The sequence below is a fragment of the Metallosphaera sedula DSM 5348 genome (assembly GCF_000016605.1).
GTDB lineage: Archaea > Thermoproteota > Thermoprotei_A > Sulfolobales > Sulfolobaceae > Metallosphaera > Metallosphaera sedula.
Map to the genome: position 1 here is coordinate 1839668 of NC_009440.1, position 16586 is coordinate 1856253.

13 protein-coding genes and 1 tRNA gene are annotated in these 16586 nt (G+C 47.7%); 13 read left to right on the top strand and 1 reads right to left on the bottom strand.

The window, feature by feature from the left end; genetic code table 11:
* Positions 1-8: 8 nt before the first annotated feature.
* The 11 genes from ndhC to MSED_RS09760 all read left to right on the top strand — a co-directional run bounded on the left by ndhC (position 9) and on the right by MSED_RS09760 (position 12710).
* Positions 9-398 carry an NADH-quinone oxidoreductase subunit A gene (ndhC, locus tag MSED_RS09710; protein WP_012021822.1) on the top strand — a complete coding sequence of 130 codons (390 nt, stop codon included), beginning with the start codon at positions 9-11 and terminating at the stop codon, positions 396-398.
* A complete protein-coding gene (locus MSED_RS09715) occupies positions 395-877 on the top strand; it encodes an NADH-quinone oxidoreductase subunit C (RefSeq protein ID WP_012021823.1) in 483 nt (160 codons plus the stop codon). Before ndhC ends, MSED_RS09715 begins: the two co-directional genes overlap by 4 nt.
* Positions 861-2078, top strand: a complete 1218-nt coding sequence (locus MSED_RS09720; RefSeq protein WP_012021824.1) for an NADH-quinone oxidoreductase subunit D — start codon at positions 861-863, stop codon at positions 2076-2078. Before MSED_RS09715 ends, MSED_RS09720 begins: the two co-directional genes overlap by 17 nt.
* Positions 2078-3136: an NADH-quinone oxidoreductase subunit NuoH gene (gene nuoH / locus MSED_RS09725; RefSeq protein ID WP_012021825.1), complete on the top strand. Its 1059-nt coding sequence runs from the start codon at positions 2078-2080 to the stop codon at positions 3134-3136. The genes MSED_RS09720 and nuoH overlap by 1 nt, the downstream gene beginning before the upstream one ends.
* Entirely contained in the window at positions 3124-3633 is a 510-nt protein-coding gene (gene nuoI, locus MSED_RS09730) for an NADH-quinone oxidoreductase subunit NuoI (RefSeq protein WP_012021826.1), read from the top strand. The genes nuoH and nuoI overlap by 13 nt, the downstream gene beginning before the upstream one ends.
* Positions 3614-4114 (top strand): NADH-quinone oxidoreductase subunit J family protein, encoded by a 501-nt coding sequence (locus MSED_RS09735; protein WP_012021827.1) that lies wholly within the window; start codon positions 3614-3616, stop codon positions 4112-4114. Before nuoI ends, MSED_RS09735 begins: the two co-directional genes overlap by 20 nt.
* Before the next feature lies 1 nt (position 4115).
* On the top strand, positions 4116-4406 hold the full coding sequence (nuoK, locus tag MSED_RS09740) for an NADH-quinone oxidoreductase subunit NuoK (RefSeq protein WP_012021828.1): 291 nt from the start codon (positions 4116-4118) through the stop codon (positions 4404-4406).
* Positions 4407-7865 (top strand): proton-conducting transporter transmembrane domain-containing protein, encoded by a 3459-nt coding sequence (locus MSED_RS09745; RefSeq protein ID WP_012021829.1) that lies wholly within the window; start codon positions 4407-4409, stop codon positions 7863-7865.
* Positions 7865-9256: an NADH-quinone oxidoreductase subunit NuoN gene (gene nuoN, locus MSED_RS09750; protein WP_012021830.1), complete on the top strand. Its 1392-nt coding sequence runs from the start codon at positions 7865-7867 to the stop codon at positions 9254-9256. The genes MSED_RS09745 and nuoN overlap by 1 nt, the downstream gene beginning before the upstream one ends.
* Complete coding sequence (locus tag MSED_RS09755; protein ID WP_012021831.1) at positions 9253-10278, top strand: inositol-3-phosphate synthase; 1026 nt, start codon at positions 9253-9255, stop codon at positions 10276-10278. The genes nuoN and MSED_RS09755 overlap by 4 nt, the downstream gene beginning before the upstream one ends.
* Before the next feature lie 164 nt (positions 10279-10442).
* Positions 10443-12710 (top strand): hypothetical protein, encoded by a 2268-nt coding sequence (locus MSED_RS09760; protein WP_012021832.1) that lies wholly within the window; start codon positions 10443-10445, stop codon positions 12708-12710.
* Positions 12711-12933: 223 nt separating this feature from the next.
* Here the strand turns inward: MSED_RS09760 and MSED_RS09765 are convergent, their stop codons facing one another.
* Positions 12934-13404 (bottom strand): DUF3211 domain-containing protein, encoded by a 471-nt coding sequence (locus MSED_RS09765; protein ID WP_012021833.1) that lies wholly within the window; start codon positions 13402-13404, stop codon positions 12934-12936.
* A 268-nt stretch (positions 13405-13672) separates the two neighbouring features.
* Here MSED_RS09765 and MSED_RS09770 point away from each other — a divergent pair.
* Both MSED_RS09770 and MSED_RS09775 read left to right on the top strand, forming a co-directional pair.
* Positions 13673-13747: transfer RNA gene (locus MSED_RS09770), tRNA-Arg, on the top strand.
* Positions 13748-13921: 174 nt separating this feature from the next.
* The gene (locus MSED_RS09775) at positions 13922-16546 is read left to right on the top strand and encodes a DNA-directed DNA polymerase I (protein WP_048060164.1); all 2625 of its coding nucleotides are present in this window, start codon (positions 13922-13924) and stop codon (positions 16544-16546) included.
* The last annotated feature ends 40 nt before the right edge of the window (positions 16547-16586 follow it).

Consider the following 16586-nt stretch of genomic DNA (forward strand, 5'->3'; position numbering starts at 1 on the left):
AACACTGCATGACCTACACTCAGGCAGTGTTATCCTTCGGTTTGCCCTTCATCTTAGTTCTTTTGGGGGCATATGGTACGTATAAACTCCTAGAGCTAGTTATGCCTAGAAACCCGAATCCTTTGAAGACTGCCAGGTTCGAGGCAGGTAATATTCCCACGGGAGAAGGTAGGCTGTGGTTTCCTCTTCAGTATTATGGTTACCTTCTCGTGTACACGACGCTCGAGCCCATAGTAGTTTTACTCTTTGTGGCCGCAGCGGTTCCATTCTACAATAACTTCACCCTATTTAGGAACCTCTTGATAGTTGTGGGATCCTTCCTAGTTTTAATGTATCCAGTCCTTTACTATGCCATAAGGCAGATCAACATGATTACTTATTGGGGGTTGAGAAGGTGAGCGAGAAACCCATAGACCTAGTGGTGAAGCTCCTTCAGGAGCGGAAAATACCCCTGAAGGTTGAGGGCGACACAAGGGGTTCCATTGAGGTAGATAAGTCGAAACTCGTGGAAACTGCGAAAGTCTTAAAGGAGCTTGGCTTCGACCACGTCAAGGCAGTGACCGGTATTGATTACCCCGATCAAGCCAAGTTCCAGGTGGTTTACCACGTTTCCTCCTTTGACCTTCAACTTTCCAAGGTGATCATTGCGCTCAAGACTTGGACCTCATACAAGGAACCGGTGGTCCCGAGCCTTCTCTCTGTTTGGGGAAGTGTGTGGACCGGGGAAAGGGAAACCTACGAAATGTTGGGGATAACCTTCGAGGGAAATCCAGACATGAGGAGGTTATTCCTACCTGAGGACTTCGAAGGGGTTTACCCCCTGAGAAAGAGTTTCAAGGTTAAGACGGAGGGGTTGTTCGTTGACAAGTCAAGTTGATGATTTAATGAAAAGTGGCGGGATGGAGCTGGACATAGTCCCCGTCACTGGAGAACTCAATGTGGGGCCTCAACATCCAGGATCAGGGCACATGAGAATTTTCGTTAAGCTCAATGGAGATATTATAGAGGACGCGGAAATTGACCCTGGGTACGTGCACAGGGCTGTTGAGAAACTGGGAGAGAACAGGAACTACATTCATTTGATCCCGCTCGTGGAAAGGCCTGCAATCCTTGATTCAGTTAATATGAACCTTGGATACATCCTCGCGGTCGAGAAGATACTTAACGTTGACGTTCCGGAGAGGGCACAATACCTGAGGAGCTTTGCCGCAGAGATAAGCAGGATAGCAAGTCACCTGTACGGCATGGGTATCCTGGCCATCTTCATTGGGCATTCCACAGGTTTCATGTGGGGGTTCGGCGATAGGGAAGTTTGGGTTCAGATTCTTGAGGCGCTGACGGGTGCAAGGATAACTAACTCCTACATCCTTCCAGGGGGAGTCAGAAGGGATCTGACCCCAGCCGTCATAGAGATGACCAAGAAGGCCATTGCATACCAACGTAAGAAGATGAAGGATTGGGAGAGGATTTTCCTAAATAACCCCAACATTAAGGCAAGGTTACAGGACGTTGGTGTTATGACACGGGAACAGGCTATTGAGTGGGGAGCTGCTGGACCAAACCTCAGAGGCTCTGGGGTTTACTACGACGCTAGAAAGGCCGAGCCCTATGGCGCTTATTCCAAGCTAGACTTTGAAATACCGGTTTATAAGGAAGGAGATGGTTACGCAAGGACCCTGGTCAGGTTTGAGGAAATTGAACAGAGCCTGAGAATACTGGAGCAGGTGATAAAGGATATTCCTGAAGGACAAATCCTGAGCGATAGGTTCTTCAAGCAAATTCCGCCCACCAGGTTGAAAAAGTGGTGGGAAGGACAAAAGAGGATCGTTATGCCAGGTTATTACGCCTCCTTCAGGCCGCCTAAGGGTGAGGCGATTTCAAGGGTTGAGGCAGGGAGAGGCGAACTCGTGTATTACGTGGTGAGCGACGGCTCAGCTAAACCCTATAGGTTGAGGATGATAACTCCGTCATACAGGTCAATATACGTGATGAAGAATCTCCTGAAAGGGGCTAGATACGCGGATCTGGTCTCGATTTACGGTAGCCTAGACTATTTCCCACCGGAGGCTGATAGATAATGAATATTCTATTCGATATCAGATATTATATTCTCTACCCATCATTTTTCGCTCCAATAATTCTTCCAGGGTTAATTTTCACTGCTATACTCCTCCTTACAACTATCTGGTTTGAGAGAAAGGCTGCTGCGAGGGTTCAAATGAGGATTGGTCCCTATTACGCTTCCAAGAGACTGGGAGGGTACCTTCAGTTGGTCGCTGATGCTCTGAAATTCGTGTTCTCAGAGGTTATAGTGCCCGAGGGAGTTAACCCAACCCTGTTCGCGCTGACGCCAGTGCTCGTTGTGGCCATGTCCTTTCTCCCCCTTGCAGTGATACCAGTGTCAGTGATCCCACCTTCTGGTTCAATCTTCTCGATCTATTTCCACGACTTCTACGATCCCAACGTGGGGTTAGGAGTTTTGGTGGGTCTATTTACCCAGTATAACATGCTATTAATCCTGGCAATAGAGTCCATTTATCCAGCGATGATCATCCTAATGGCCTGGAGTACCAACAATAGGTTTGCCATAGTTGGGGCAGTCAGAGAATCCTACCTTTCCGTGTCCTATGACGTGCTTTTGCTCATGTCCACCATATCCATGGCCCTGGAGTATCATACGCTGGATCTAGTGAAGATAGTTCAGACGGGGGTACCCGGAATTCTTGCCAATCCTCTTGCAGCAGTGACCTTCTTCATTGCAATGATAATCGGTAGTGCGAGGTTCCCCTTTGATATAGCTGAGGCCGATACTGAGCTCGTTCTTGGACCAGCGACGGAGTACAGCGGTCTCCTCTTTGTGTTAACCATGGCAGGCTCCTACGTGGGGAACTTTGTGTACGCCCTGGTGTTTACTGACATGTTCCTATGGGGCTGGTACCCGCTTTCAGGATTCCCAGGAGCCCTTCTCACGGTTATTAAGGCTTCAATTCTCGTGTTTTTCTCGGTGTTCCTCAGGTCAGTCTACGGGAGGTATAGATTGGATCAGGCCCTTAGGGGAAGCTGGAAATATATATTCCCCTTGGCCATAGCCTCCCTATTTCTAGGTTTAGTGGTGGGTTACCTATGGATTCAGTAAAAATAAAGGAATACAAAAAGGGAGAGTCTCCATTTAACGTGGTCTCCGGGCATCTTCAGGCCGTTGGGGCTGGGATAAAGTATTTCGTTAAGCCCCAGCGGATAACCCTGAAGTACCCGGACGAGTCAATGTCCCTTCCCACAGGTTACAGGGGAATGATAAGGCTGTACAAGGACGTGTGCATTGGCTGTACCCTGTGTGCCATGGTGTGTCCCGCGGATGCCATGAAGATGGTCACGGACCAGGGGAAGAAATTCCCCACAATCAACTACGGTAGGTGCGTTTTCTGTGCCTTCTGCGTGGACATTTGTCCCGTGGACGCACTTAAGGAGACAGGGGTACATGATGCTGCCTTCTCTAACAGAAGGGAGCTGATATTCAATCCAGAGAGATTTGACCAAGACTTCGATCAACCTCCCCTGCGACCTGTGGTGAGGAAAGTAAAGGCGGTAATAGATGAGGACAAGGGGATAAAGTATGTACCTGACACAGAGTGACTTTCAGATAGGGATATTCTTCCTTTTCTCCATCTTCGCCCTGGCTACAGCTCTCTTCATCGTGAACTCAAAGAACGTGTTCTATTCCGCGGTGTCCCTAGCCTTTCTGGGGATATCTGTGGCCGTGTTGATAGCAGATCTGGACCCTGAGGCCTACTCCCTTTACTCGGCTTTTCACCTCCTCCTTTACGTTGGGGCAACCGTGGTGTTCCTCTCGATCTCTCTGGTAATGTTCAGGGGGCTAGAGGTCAAGGAAATTAGAACTCCTTGGGCTCCTGCAATGGCCCTCCTATCGGCTGTAGCTTTCTTCGCCGTTCTAGTTCTCTCCACCAGCTCCATCACTCCAGTTCAGATACAACCCCTCAATCTAGCAGTGGTAGGTGAGAAAATAGTGTCGCAGTATTGGTTCCCTGCAGTGGTACTCGTGATAGCTTTGCTCACAACAATGATTGAGGCGCTTTCCCTAGCAAGGAGGGATTAACATGAATCCCATTGTTGTGGATACGGCTCTAGTTGTGGCTAGTCTTCTGGTGGCAATCGGGATATACGGACTTCTGAACAGCAAGAACGTGATAAGGGTTCTTCTGTCCTCCGAGATCATCCTTAACGCCTCAATTCTTCTAATCTTTTCCATGTCTTCCCTAGCTGGGAAGTCATATACACCTCTCATTTTTTCCGTGTTTGCCATAGGTATGGCCCTCACAGAGGTCGTGGTAGCTTTCGCTTCCATTATCCTGTATTATAGGCAAAAGGGTTCGTTGGAGGTGGATTAAATGCTAGGTATTTACCTCTTGGTAGCTTCACTCGTGCTCTCCTCCCTCGTGTTTTTCATCAAGGACAAGAAGTCCTCTACAACTCTCACGGGAATAGCGATAGCGCTCAACGGCTATTTCCTGTTCAGGAGGGGACTATTTGAGAACTTCTTCGTGGCCAAGACCATTGGCTCCTTTGGATTGACGGTGACGGATCTGAACTTCCCCTTCGTGATTACCATACTTGCGGTAACCCTGCTCACCATACCCTACTCCTTGAGGTATATGGAGGAAAGATTCCACGAACTTGGTTCAGGAAACTGGGGTCTTTTCTTCGGGCTCTACTCTCTGTTCTCCGTCTCAATGCTCTACACTGTGTTGTCCACTAACCTCTTAGAAATTTACATTTTCCTGGAGATAGCCCTCGTGACGTCCTTCCTCCTCATCATGCTCTACGGATATGGAGACAGGAGGAGAATAAGCCTGCTTTACTTCATTTGGACCCACGTGGGTACGGTGCTTTTGCTCGCGTCGGTGATAGTGATAGGCCTAGAGACCGGTAGCATGGACGTTTACTCCGCGTTGAACGTGTTTCACGATTACTCTACCGTGGGGTACGCCGTTGCCATCTTCCTCCTTGCGGTTATAGGAATGATGGTGAAGGGAGCTCAGGCTGGAGTTAACGTGTGGTTACCATATGCCCACGGCGAGGCTCCAACTCCCATTTCCGTGTTACTTAGTCCCAACATGGTGGGACTTGGCGTCTTCGTGGTTATCCTTTACTTCTACATGTTCCCCGGGATGTCGTTCCTTGCCCCAATCTTCGTGGGTTGGGCCTTACTCACCATGATTTACGGTGGAATTAATGCGTTGGCTCAAAGGGACTTCAAGAGGTTCCTGGCGTACTCAAGCGTCTCGCAAATGGGTTACATGATGCTGGGGGCGGGAGTTGCGTTCCTGATGGGGTTACCCCTGACCTTAGTTTCGCTCCCACTTGGGATAATTGCCTCAGCGTTGATTTACGTATCCCACGGCTTCGGAAAGGCTCTCCTCTTCATGAGCGCTGGGGCTAACATAACTGAGGCCCACGAGAGGGATATAGAGAAGTTGGGAGGACTGTACCAGACCTCTCCCCTTCATACTACTCTTTCATTCCTGGGACTACTGAACATACTTGGTCTTCCTCCTACTGTAGGGCTTATCAGCGAAGTCCTTCTCCTGTTTGCGACTGGAGAACTGGTGCAGAAGGTGGGTATATCCTGGTTCTTGGTAGTCGTGGTGGCGTTGTTCATTGCAATTGGGCTCTCCTCAGCTTACGCCACCTATCTCTTTAAGAAGGTCTACGCTGGGAAACCCCAAAATCCAGTTTCGCTGGACAAGATAGCGGAGTATAGCGTACCCATGCTCATCTTGGCGGGGCTTAGCGTTGTCCTCTTCTTCTTCCCTCAAGTCAGTGTGGAGTCCCTAGTTAACTTTATCCAGTCCGTGTCAGGACAGGACATCTACCTACCGCTAATAGTTTTCCTTCCAGCTTTGGGTTCGCTTCTAGCCCTTATCACCACGTCCAAGTTAAGCAGAGATGTGAGGGGATGGATTGTTAACATCATGTTAGGTATTAGCATGATCCTAGCCTGGTTAAACCTTGGGTCCACCTTGCTGGTTAATAGGACCTTCTTCGTTCCATCACAATTTTACACCATGTTTGGTTACCTTTCCTTTAGCTCCTCACTCCTTCAGTCAATACTGGCAGTTTTCGTGTCTACTCTGTCGTTCTTCATTGGTATTTACAGTGTCGGATACATGAGAGAGGATAACGTGTTAAGGAGATATTGGGGGTTCTTCGGATTCTTCGTGAGCTCCATGCTCGCTGTGGTTCTTTCCAATAATATTCTCCTCTTCATGGCCGGTTGGGAGGGTACTAGTCTTGCGTCCTACGGTCTAATTAGTTACTGGCTTGATGACAACGAGAAGAACGTGGTAGGTGATAAGGGTAGGTTTGTGTTCAACATGGAGTTCCTTTCGAAGCCTACAACCTCTGGAATCAGGGCAATGATATTCACGAGGGTAGGCGATGTGGGCCTCCTACTTGGCCTTGGGTATCTGGTGTATTTAACCTCGACCTCCACGCTCACTGGATCCACCATGCTCTTTACGCAAGTTGGATCCCTGCCAGGTGTTTTCCAGGTACTCGGTGAGATGGCGACCCTCCCCTTCGGGTTGACTATGCTGATTCTACTTTTCCTGGGAGGCCTCTCAAAGAGCGCCCAGTTCCCCTTCACTCAATGGTTGGTGACAGCCATGACAGGTCCAACGCCTGTTAGTGCCTTAATCCACGCGGCCACCATGGTCAATCTAGGGGCGATGTTCACATTCCTTACCTATCCTTACCTTGCGTTCCAAGCTAACAGTCAAGACGTGGGAACTCTTCTCACTTTCTTCTCGGTAATGGCAGGGATTTCCCTGTTCACAGCCCTTTACACCAGCCTCAATGCCCTGGTGTCAAACGAGCAGAAAGTAGTTCTAGCCAACTCAACTGCGGATCAGATATCACTCATGATTTTCGCGTCCTCCATGGGAGGTGTGCTAGCCATCCTGGATGGTAACCTCATTCTCCTGTTCTCTGGGATAGCAATTGGGTTAATCCAGATGATAGCTCATGGTATCTACAAGGCAAGCCTGTTCATGAACGCTGGTAGCGTGATCCATTACACGGAATCGAGATACATGGGCACGGTATCAGGACTATACAGGGAATTAAAGTGGGTCTTTATTCTTCAGCTAATAGCTGCCCTCAACCTCGCTAACGTGCCTCCTCTAGTGGGTTTCTGGGCTCACTCCTATATCTCAACCCTAACCTCGGCAAGCGCTCCGCTAAACACGTTCTATCTCTTCCTGGAGTTTCTGGGAGCAATATATATTGTAAGGTACGTGATGAAAACCTTCCTGTGGAAGGGAGAGACCCACGAAGAGGAGAAGGGACATGTTTACCCAGAGATGCTTATATCTCCCACTATCCTAGTGCTGGCGTCTATTGGCTTGGGTGCTTCAATCTCCCTCCTATCAGGGTTTATGGCATCTCACTTCTTCGCGGTAGGATTTGGCTTCGATTTTGTAGAGTTGGGACTTTCCCTTGTCGGTATAGTCATCGCGGTCGCGTTGTATCTTTCACCTAGGGACTTTGCCAGATATGCGGGATTAAGGCCTCTCATTAACTTCCTCTACTATGGATGGTACATCTACCCTGCCCTAGATAGGTTGGGCGTCTCGTTGTACAGGGGTGCATTGGCCACATATAGGGCCCTCGAGTATGGAACAATCGACATGGGACTTAATGTGAAGCTTCCGTCAGTCCTGATATCTGCTGGCAACAAGTACTTCAAGGACATTCAGACTGGGTTACTCAGGGATTACGTCGGACTTTACGTGGGTGGGTTGATCCTCTTGATGGTCATAGTCCTACTTGTGTTCGGGGTGATCTAATGAACCTACTTCTTTACCTTCCTGTTGTAATCCCCTCTATCCTTATCCTTTTCTCCTCCCTAACTGTGCTCTTCATGGACAAGGATGACAGGGGATATCAAGCTTCCGTGGGTCTCACTGCTGGGACTCTCCTTGTATCATTGGCTATCCTTGGCATATCCCTAGTTCTAAAGTTGTATGGCTACTCAATATTCACAGGATCCCTATACCTAGACGTTCCTGGCTATCTTCTTTCCATCGTGACCCTGGTCGGCACGCTAATAGCCCTAGCAGGGTTAGGAGGGCATATGAGGGACTGGAAAACTAGATCTTCCATGTTATCCCTCATGATGCTTACTGACCTTGGCGTAATCTACATGTCCTTCGCCTATGACGTACTCATAATACTTACGGGATGGGCAATCTCCTCGGCTGCAACTTACGCCATAACTATGTTGAGAAAGGACAGGAAGTCCGTGGATGCAGGAATAAAATACCTGATCCTAGGACTAGTTTCCTCCTCATTCATGATACTAGGTTTCGCAGCTTATGTTGTGGCAACGGGAACATTGTCACTCGCCTATTCCTCGTTGAGTTACCCAGACCTCCTAGTTCTGGGCATAGCACTTCTTTCAATGTCATTCCTATTCAAGATCGGAGCCTTCCCCTTCCAGGGCTGGTTACCCGACGTTTATACCATGGCTGATAGGGGCTCGATCTCCTTCGTGTCCAGTGTAGGGAAACTCGTGGGCATAGTTCCACTTCTCAGGATACTCACGTTAGGTGACCCGAGCTATGAGGAGGAAATAGCTGTGATCGCGTTATTTGTAACCATCTCAATCCTTAGTATGATCGTGGGTAACATTGTAGCGTACTCTAGGAGCGACGTAGCCTCAATTCTGTCCTTCAGTAGTATTGCCCAGGTTGGGTTCATTCTCATTGGTTTCGCCGTGATCCAGGTCAACACGGCGTTGGCTGAGGCTGGAATATTTACCCAAATACTTGCATATGTAATTGCGCAGGCAGGTTTGTTCAACTTCCTTGGTCACCTTGAGAAGCTCACTGGTACCACCAACTTAGAGGGACTTAGGGGGTTAGCCAAGGGAGATAGGGCATTGGCTGCTTCCTCCTCTATACTTCTCTTGAGTTTACTTGGAATCCCACCAATCCTTGGCTTCTGGGGGAAACTCTTCCTGTTCGAGTCCGCCTACTCTCTCCCATGGCTAGTGGTCATCGCCGTGATCAACAGCGCAGCTTCCGCAGGTTACTATATACCTGTCATTAGGGAGATGTTCAGGGAAGGATCTGTGAAGGTTGTGAAATCGGGCGAGAGGGACAGTGTTATAATTGCTGCAGTTCTGAGTATTGTAGTGGGAATATTGGCTCCCCTGGTGTTGGTGGTGTTCGGTTGATAAGAGTTGGCATAGTGGGCGTAGGAAACGTTGCTTCCTCCCTTGTTCAGGGCGTGGAATACGTTAAGCAAGGAGGACGCGTGCCAGGAATACTTGACCTAGAGTATAGGCCAGAGGAAATTGATATTGTTACTGCCTTTGACATTGATGCGAGAAAAGTGGGTAAGAAGCTGTCCCAGGCTATCTTTGAGAAACCTAACGTCGTGGAAAAGTACGTGGATGTGAGGTCTGACGTTGTCGTGCTTAGGGGACCTACCCTGGACGGGACTGAGGGAATACTGGGTAAGGTGATTGAGGAGTCCAAGGAGAGGCCAGTGGACGTTAAATCCGTTCTCAGGGAGAACAAGGTAGACGTGGTTGTTAACCTTCTTCCCACGGGGGTTGAGAGGGCGAGCGAGTACTACGCAGTTAACTCGCTGGAGGCAGGCTCTTCCCTAGTTAATGCCTCGCCTGCTCCTCTAGTGGAGAGGTTTGAGGAGAAGTTCAAATCCGCTGGTTTACCTCTCCTAGGTGACGACCTCATAAGCCAGATAGGTGGAACTGCTCTTCACGCAGGTATAATCAACTTCCTTACCGAGAGGGGGGTAAAGGTAACTAGGTCCTATCAGATTGATATCTCAGGAACCACTGAGACTCTCGTGACCCTAGAGGATTCCAGAAAGGAACTCAAGAAGAGGATAAAGTCATCATACATCTCCAGCCAGCAAGATGGAGTTGAAGTGGTTGCTGGAACTTCCGACTACGTAGAATTTCTAGGGGATAGAAGGGTAAGTTACATGGTGATAGAGGGAGAATATGCCCTAGGTGCTAAGGTAAGGATTGACGTTTCCATGAAGAGCTTGGATGGGCCTAACGCTGTGGCACCTCTCCTCGACCTGATTAGGCTCGCAAAGCTGTTGAAGGATAGGGGTATAGGTGGATCTCCTCCTCAGATATGCTCCCATTACTTTAAGGGGTACCACGGAAAAGTAGGTGGAGATACTAGGGCTAGTCTCATCAATTTCATTCAAGCCCTGAAGTGATGAGTGAACCCCGGCCTGATATGTGATGGTTTCCGTGTGAGGTCTGATCTCGCCTCTACGCTCTAGAGAGACAAGAGCTTTTTCTTTCACGACGTTCAAGATAAGAAAAAAAGATTTGGGTAAATCCTTTTTAAGCCTTTTCAAGACGTGCAGTTAGATGTAAGATGGATGGTAAAATTGTAGGATTTTCCGTAGCTATAATAGTTCTTCTCGTTGCGTCAGTAGTCGGTTTTTATGAGTACTCAACGGCTTCAGGGTCTCTAACATCTCTTCAAAGCACTGTTAGTGAGCAGAATAAAACTATATCCACACTCTCCTCTCAGATAGCTTCCCTTAACTCATCCCTACAGACTTACAAGACTCAGCTAACTGCTGCAGAGCAAAATGCCTCTAAGTATGATAACCTCTACATGATGTACCTCTCTATGTTTAATCAGGCCGAGAGCAATTACACCATGCTCAAACAGATGTACCAGCAACTATTGTCTAAAGTGAGCACTGGAGGCGCATCATACAAGGAGGGGGCAGCCCTAAACACTGCATTCAAGTTCTGGGATGGAATAGCCATTGAGAGTTTTGCAGATGTAACTCCATACCTTGCTACGAATTTCACTGCAAACGTGATGGGAGCACCCTTCCCAGGAACCTACACTTATAGTTCCTTCAATCTCACTTGGTTAGGCTCATTCTTTAGTAACTACGAGACTGTTTACTTCTACACTACAGCTCTTCCCACCATCACCGCAATGAACAATAACACCTATCAGGTCAGCACCGTGATACAGTACTTCGTTGCACCCACCAACGACCCAATCTACCTGCAGGTATTCAATGCTTCCATTACCCTTACAGTCCAGTACATACAAGGTACTCCTCTAATCACCAAGATGACCTGGGTTGGAAACGAGGTGCCTCCCTCTACCGTGATAGCAGGCTATCCCTCTCAGCACGCGTTAGCACAGTGGACAGCTCTCTCCGAGGTCTTATCCGAGATTAACGGTTTGGGAGCTGAGTTCCCAGGTCAAGTTACGGGACAATACTTCTCACCTAGTGCTACCCTCACCATAACTGGGCAGTTGCCTCCAGGTCTCAAGAACGGCACCTATTCTGGCCTCTCCTCCATAGAGAACTTCTTTAACACGTGGGATAGCTACTCTATCTTCGTTATGGAGTACTCCCAGAACCTCTTGCCCAATGGCACAGCCATCCCACTGCAGGTGCACGTGGTACTAAACGCTACTAACCCAGGAATGGCAGAGGTCATAGCCAACGATACTCCATTCATGCTCTTCGTGAACCAGGGACAGCCAGGGTTCCCAGGGATATACGACATCCACGTGAACATGGTGTCCTACCTCATGTACAATTCAACAGCCGGAGAGTGGCAGATAGTAAAACAGACCTGGTCCGTGACCCAAGTGCCCTCAATGAGTGACACCGTGTATTATAACCTCAATACTCCCACGTTTAACGTGATTGGAGAGCAGACAGTTACAGTAAACGCTACGCAAGGAGCAATTCTCAAGGTAGGACCTGTGATGACCATAGTTAAGCCAGGAACTTATGCACTACTTCCTAATGGGAGCATGGCGAGCATCTATAACTTCTCGTTAATTCTCCTGAGCACTCAGGCAGTTCTGCCTCCAGCACCAGATTACACTAACTTGACCCCAACTTATGCCTTCGCCTTCGCAATTAACGGGCACATATCTCCAGCCTACTCCCTTGTGAATAGCACAAAGGGACCTGATGCGGCAATAACTGTGGTTTATGCACCCAACACCTGGACGAGTTGGACTTGGTTCGGCGGTACTTTCAACGGAACCACGTACGTTGGCGGGTCTTACAAGTTTGCAGACCACTGGATTTACGGAAACGGAGTAATGGTGAACACGCAGTTCTTCAAGCCCGTGATATGGATATTTGAGGCTGGAAAGACGCCTCAAGGACCTGTTGCATCCCAGTCCAGTGTGAGAGTATCGACGGCATATGGCCTAACACCAATAAACGCTTACACTGAGGTAATTAACTCTCAGCAGGGAGGCGTAATAGTGGCAGGGAATATTATCACCGTGGTGCAACCCGGTACCACAATAAGTACTCCCGTGGGACAGCTTGACAACTACAACTTCTCAGTGGTGTTCTACGATCCTCAGAACGTTACTTCACCTGCGCCCGGACAAGTACCTTCTCTAGTATTCGCATATGCTGTGAACGGTAATGTTACGTTCTCGTATACAGCATCGAAGCCCTTCATAACAATCATTACCACTCCAAGCATGGAAGCTCAAATGTGGACCTGGGGAGTTACCAAGAACGGAACCTATGGCTACATATTCCATGATCCATTGCTGGTTGGCAATGGAACGGTTGTTAATCTGTCCTTCGTAAAGCCAGTGCCTTGGGTGTTGACTTTGCCAGAGTTGATGTAACTTAGCTATAAGTTCGTCACGTAGGCCAGACTATTCCCGCTAGACATAGACAAATAATGTAAAGGCATTTTTATATTGTATTTTTCCGTATATTTACATGATTATTTTATTTTGTGTCATAGTTCATCGCGTTGAAATGAATAATCTTATCTCTGATACACTACATTCTTAAATAATTTGTATTTTATTAACACTATCTGGAAAATTTTAGAATTGTAAGCCTTTATAGATGTCTTGATACCCTCTCCTTCCAAATGATATCATCGAGATTTCTTATAGACTTGAACCTTTTACTTAACGAGTTTACTATCATTTTTTCCCTTTCCCCTTCATAGTCAAATTCGACATTAATTGAGGAAGCTGTTCTAGTTATGGTGATCTTGCCATTACCCTTTGGCGGGGTTGGTTTGAAAGACCTATCTAGTTCCTTCCCAGGAGGCAACTTGACCAGTCCTGGAGCCACGTTAAGAACGTATATAACGCCTGTATTTGAAATATATCTAGTTACTTTGGCCTCTATGTCCACGAGTGAAAAGAGAGACGTTAGTTCCCCATAAACAAAGAAAGTGTTTTGATTCTCGAAGTCCATAATCTTGAACTGTAGAAGAGTCTCGAAGAAGAACTTTGGGTCAGAGAATAGAGATAGTATTACGTTGGGTTCATGTTTGCTAGATATCTGAATCGATATTTTCATAAGAATGAGTCATAAAGTAATGTTTTAAATTTTTCTTTATTGGATCAAGAAAGTATACTAAGCAGGATGGAATTACTGGAAGTCTAGATTTGCAACTATTATTAAGTCGACAAAGAGAATTAAACTCTGGGATGCCTGATACGTTTAGGATAATCAGGGATTGAGTCGTGAAAATGAGGAACATTCATGGCAATCCTTAGAGCGTATAGTAAACTTTTATCTTGGGGAGAGAGATGAGGATGTAGGGTAAGACCCCAGATTAGGAATTGGACCCGTGGCTCAGCCAGGACAGAGCGAAGGCCTGCGGAGCCTTAGGTCCCGGGTTCAAATCCCGGCGGGTCCGCCTATTCCGTAGCGAGATATTGTCCTAGCTTCTCACACGAATTCACGGACGGCTACTCAACTTCCCATGGTCCCACAAAGGGCTAAGGGTGGAATACCTTGATTTGAACTTTACCTATTTCTCATTTTCTGAACACCTCAAAGGTTTAAAGAAGTTTAAGCCAATATGAGTATAATGGCCAGACAGCTTACCCTTGCTGACTTCTCTGGGATCAAGAGAGAGGAACCAGTTAAACAGGAAGAGAAGACGCAGGAGGAAGAGAGGCCTCTGGAAAGGCCAGCGAGGCTAAGAAAGGACACAGTTAAACAGGCGCAGGAGGAGAGAAAGTACTTTCTTCTCTCCGTAGACTATGATGGTAAAATGGGGAAGGCTGTCTGCAAGCTTTATGATCCTGAAACGGGTGAGCTACACGTCCTTTACGACAGCACGGGTCACAAGTCATACTTCCTTGTGGATTTAGAGCCAGATCAGATCCAAAAAATTCCAAAGATTGTTAAGGATGAGTCCTTTGTTAGGCTTGAGAAGACCACTAAAATAGACCCCTACACTTGGAAACCTATTAACCTAACCAAGATTGTGGTGAATGACCCCCTCGCTGTGAGACGCCTAAGAGAATATGTCCCAAGGGCCTATGAAGCTCATATAAAATATTTTAACAATTATATTTACGATTTCAGCCTCATACCAGGGATGCCCTACGTGGTAAAGAAGGGGAAGCTAGTCCCCCTTAAGCCGGAGGTTGACGTCAAAGAGGTAAAGGAAGCGTTCAAGGATGCTGACCAGATAGCTCAAGAGATGGCGCTAGACTGGGCTCCCCTCTTTGAGTCCGAGATTCCGTCGGTGAAGAGGGTCGCAATAGATATAGAGGTTTATACTCCCATGATGGGTAGGGTACCGGATCCAGTAAAGGCCGAGTACCCCGTGATAAGCGTAGCCCTAGCAGGGAGCGATGGCCTGAAACTGGTCCTAGTCCTTGATAGGGGAGATAGTCCGATTCAAAGTAAGGATATCAAGGTTGAGGTCTTCCGCACAGAGAGGGAGCTTCTCTCCAGGTTGTTTGACATTCTTAAGGAATATCCCATGGTTCTGACCTTTAACGGAGACGACTTCGATATCCCATACCTGATCTTCAGAGGTTTCAAGCTCGGGTTACTACAGGATGAGATACCCTTCGAGATCTCTAGTTTTGGCAGGAAACCTGACGCGAAGTTCAGATATGGATTTCACATAGATTTGTACAGGTTCTTCTTCAACAAGGCGGTCAGGAACTATGCATTTGAGGGGAAGTACTCAGAGTACAACCTTGACACCGTAGCCCAGGCACTCTTGGGTCTCTCCAAGGTCAAGTTGGACGAGTCCATTAGCGACCTAAACATGTCTAAACTCGTGGAGTACAACTACAGGGACTCGGAGATCACGCTGAAGTTGACCACGTTCAACAACGAACTAGTATGGAAGTTGATTGTACTCTTCTCCAGAATTTCCAAGCTTGGTATAGAGGAGCTAACTAGGACAGAGATATCAGCCTGGGTAAAGAACCTGTACTACTGGGAACATAGGAAAAGGAACTGGTTAATCCCCCTCAAGGAGGAAATCCTTGAACGCTCCTCTGGGTTGAAGACAGCTGCCATTATCAAGGGAAAGGGATACAAGGGCGCAGTGGTCATAGACCCACCTGTGGGGGTTTACTTTGACGTAGTTGTTCTGGACTTCGCCTCACTGTATCCCTCCATCATCAGGAACTGGAACCTCAGTTATGAAACCGTTGATGTGAAGGAATGTAACAAGAAAAGGGATATAAGGGATGAGAGTGGGGCGAAAATCCATGAGGTGTGCGTGGACAGGCCCGGGATTACTGCAGTGGTAACTGGCTTACTTAGGGACTTCAGGGTCAAAATTTACAAGAAGAAAGGGAAACAGAGCAACATAGACGAGGAGAGAAAGATGTTGTACGACGTGGTACAGAGGGGCATGAAGGTGTTCATTAATGCGACCTATGGCGTCTTCGGTGCGGAGACCTTCCCCTTGTACGCCCCAGCAGTTGCAGAGAGCGTTACAGCCCTAGGTAGGTACGTAATCACGTCCACCAAGGAAATGGCTAACAAGCTTGGGCTGAAGGTTGTGTACGGGGATACGGACTCGCTCTTCATTCACCAGCCTGATAAGAAGAAGCTGGAGGAACTGGTGGAGTGGACCAGGCAGAACTTCGGGCTTGATCTAGAGGTGGACAAAACTTACAGGTTCATTGCCTTCTCCGGTCTTAAGAAGAACTACTTCGGTGTGTTCAAGGATTCCAAGGTTGACATAAAGGGCATGTTGGCAAAGAAGAGGAACACCCCAGAGTTTCTGAAGCAGGCCTTCAATGAGGCTAAGGAGAGGCTAGCGAAGGTTCAGAACCAGGAGGAGCTCGAAAAGGCAATTCAAGACTTAACGGCGCAGGTTAAGGAGGTGTACAGGAAGCTTAAGATGAAGGAATATAACTTGGATGAGCTCGCCTTCAGGGTCATGTTATCCAGGGACGTGAAGTCCTATGAGAAGAACACCCCACAGCACGTTAAGGCTGCGGCACAGCTGGCGGAGATGAACGTACAAGTGATGTCAAGGGATATAATTAGCTTCGTAAAGGTAAAGACTAAGGAGGGAGTTAAACCTGTCCAGCTAGCTAAGCTTTCAGAGATTGATGTGGATAAATACTATGAGAGCGTGAGAAGTACCTTCGAACAGTTATTGAAAAGCTTCAATGTGAGCTGGGATAGAATAGAGTCCACGACATCAATCGACTCGTTCTTCAAGACTTAGAGAGGCGTGGATTTTCAGGGGAAGCTAAGGTTTCCTAGCA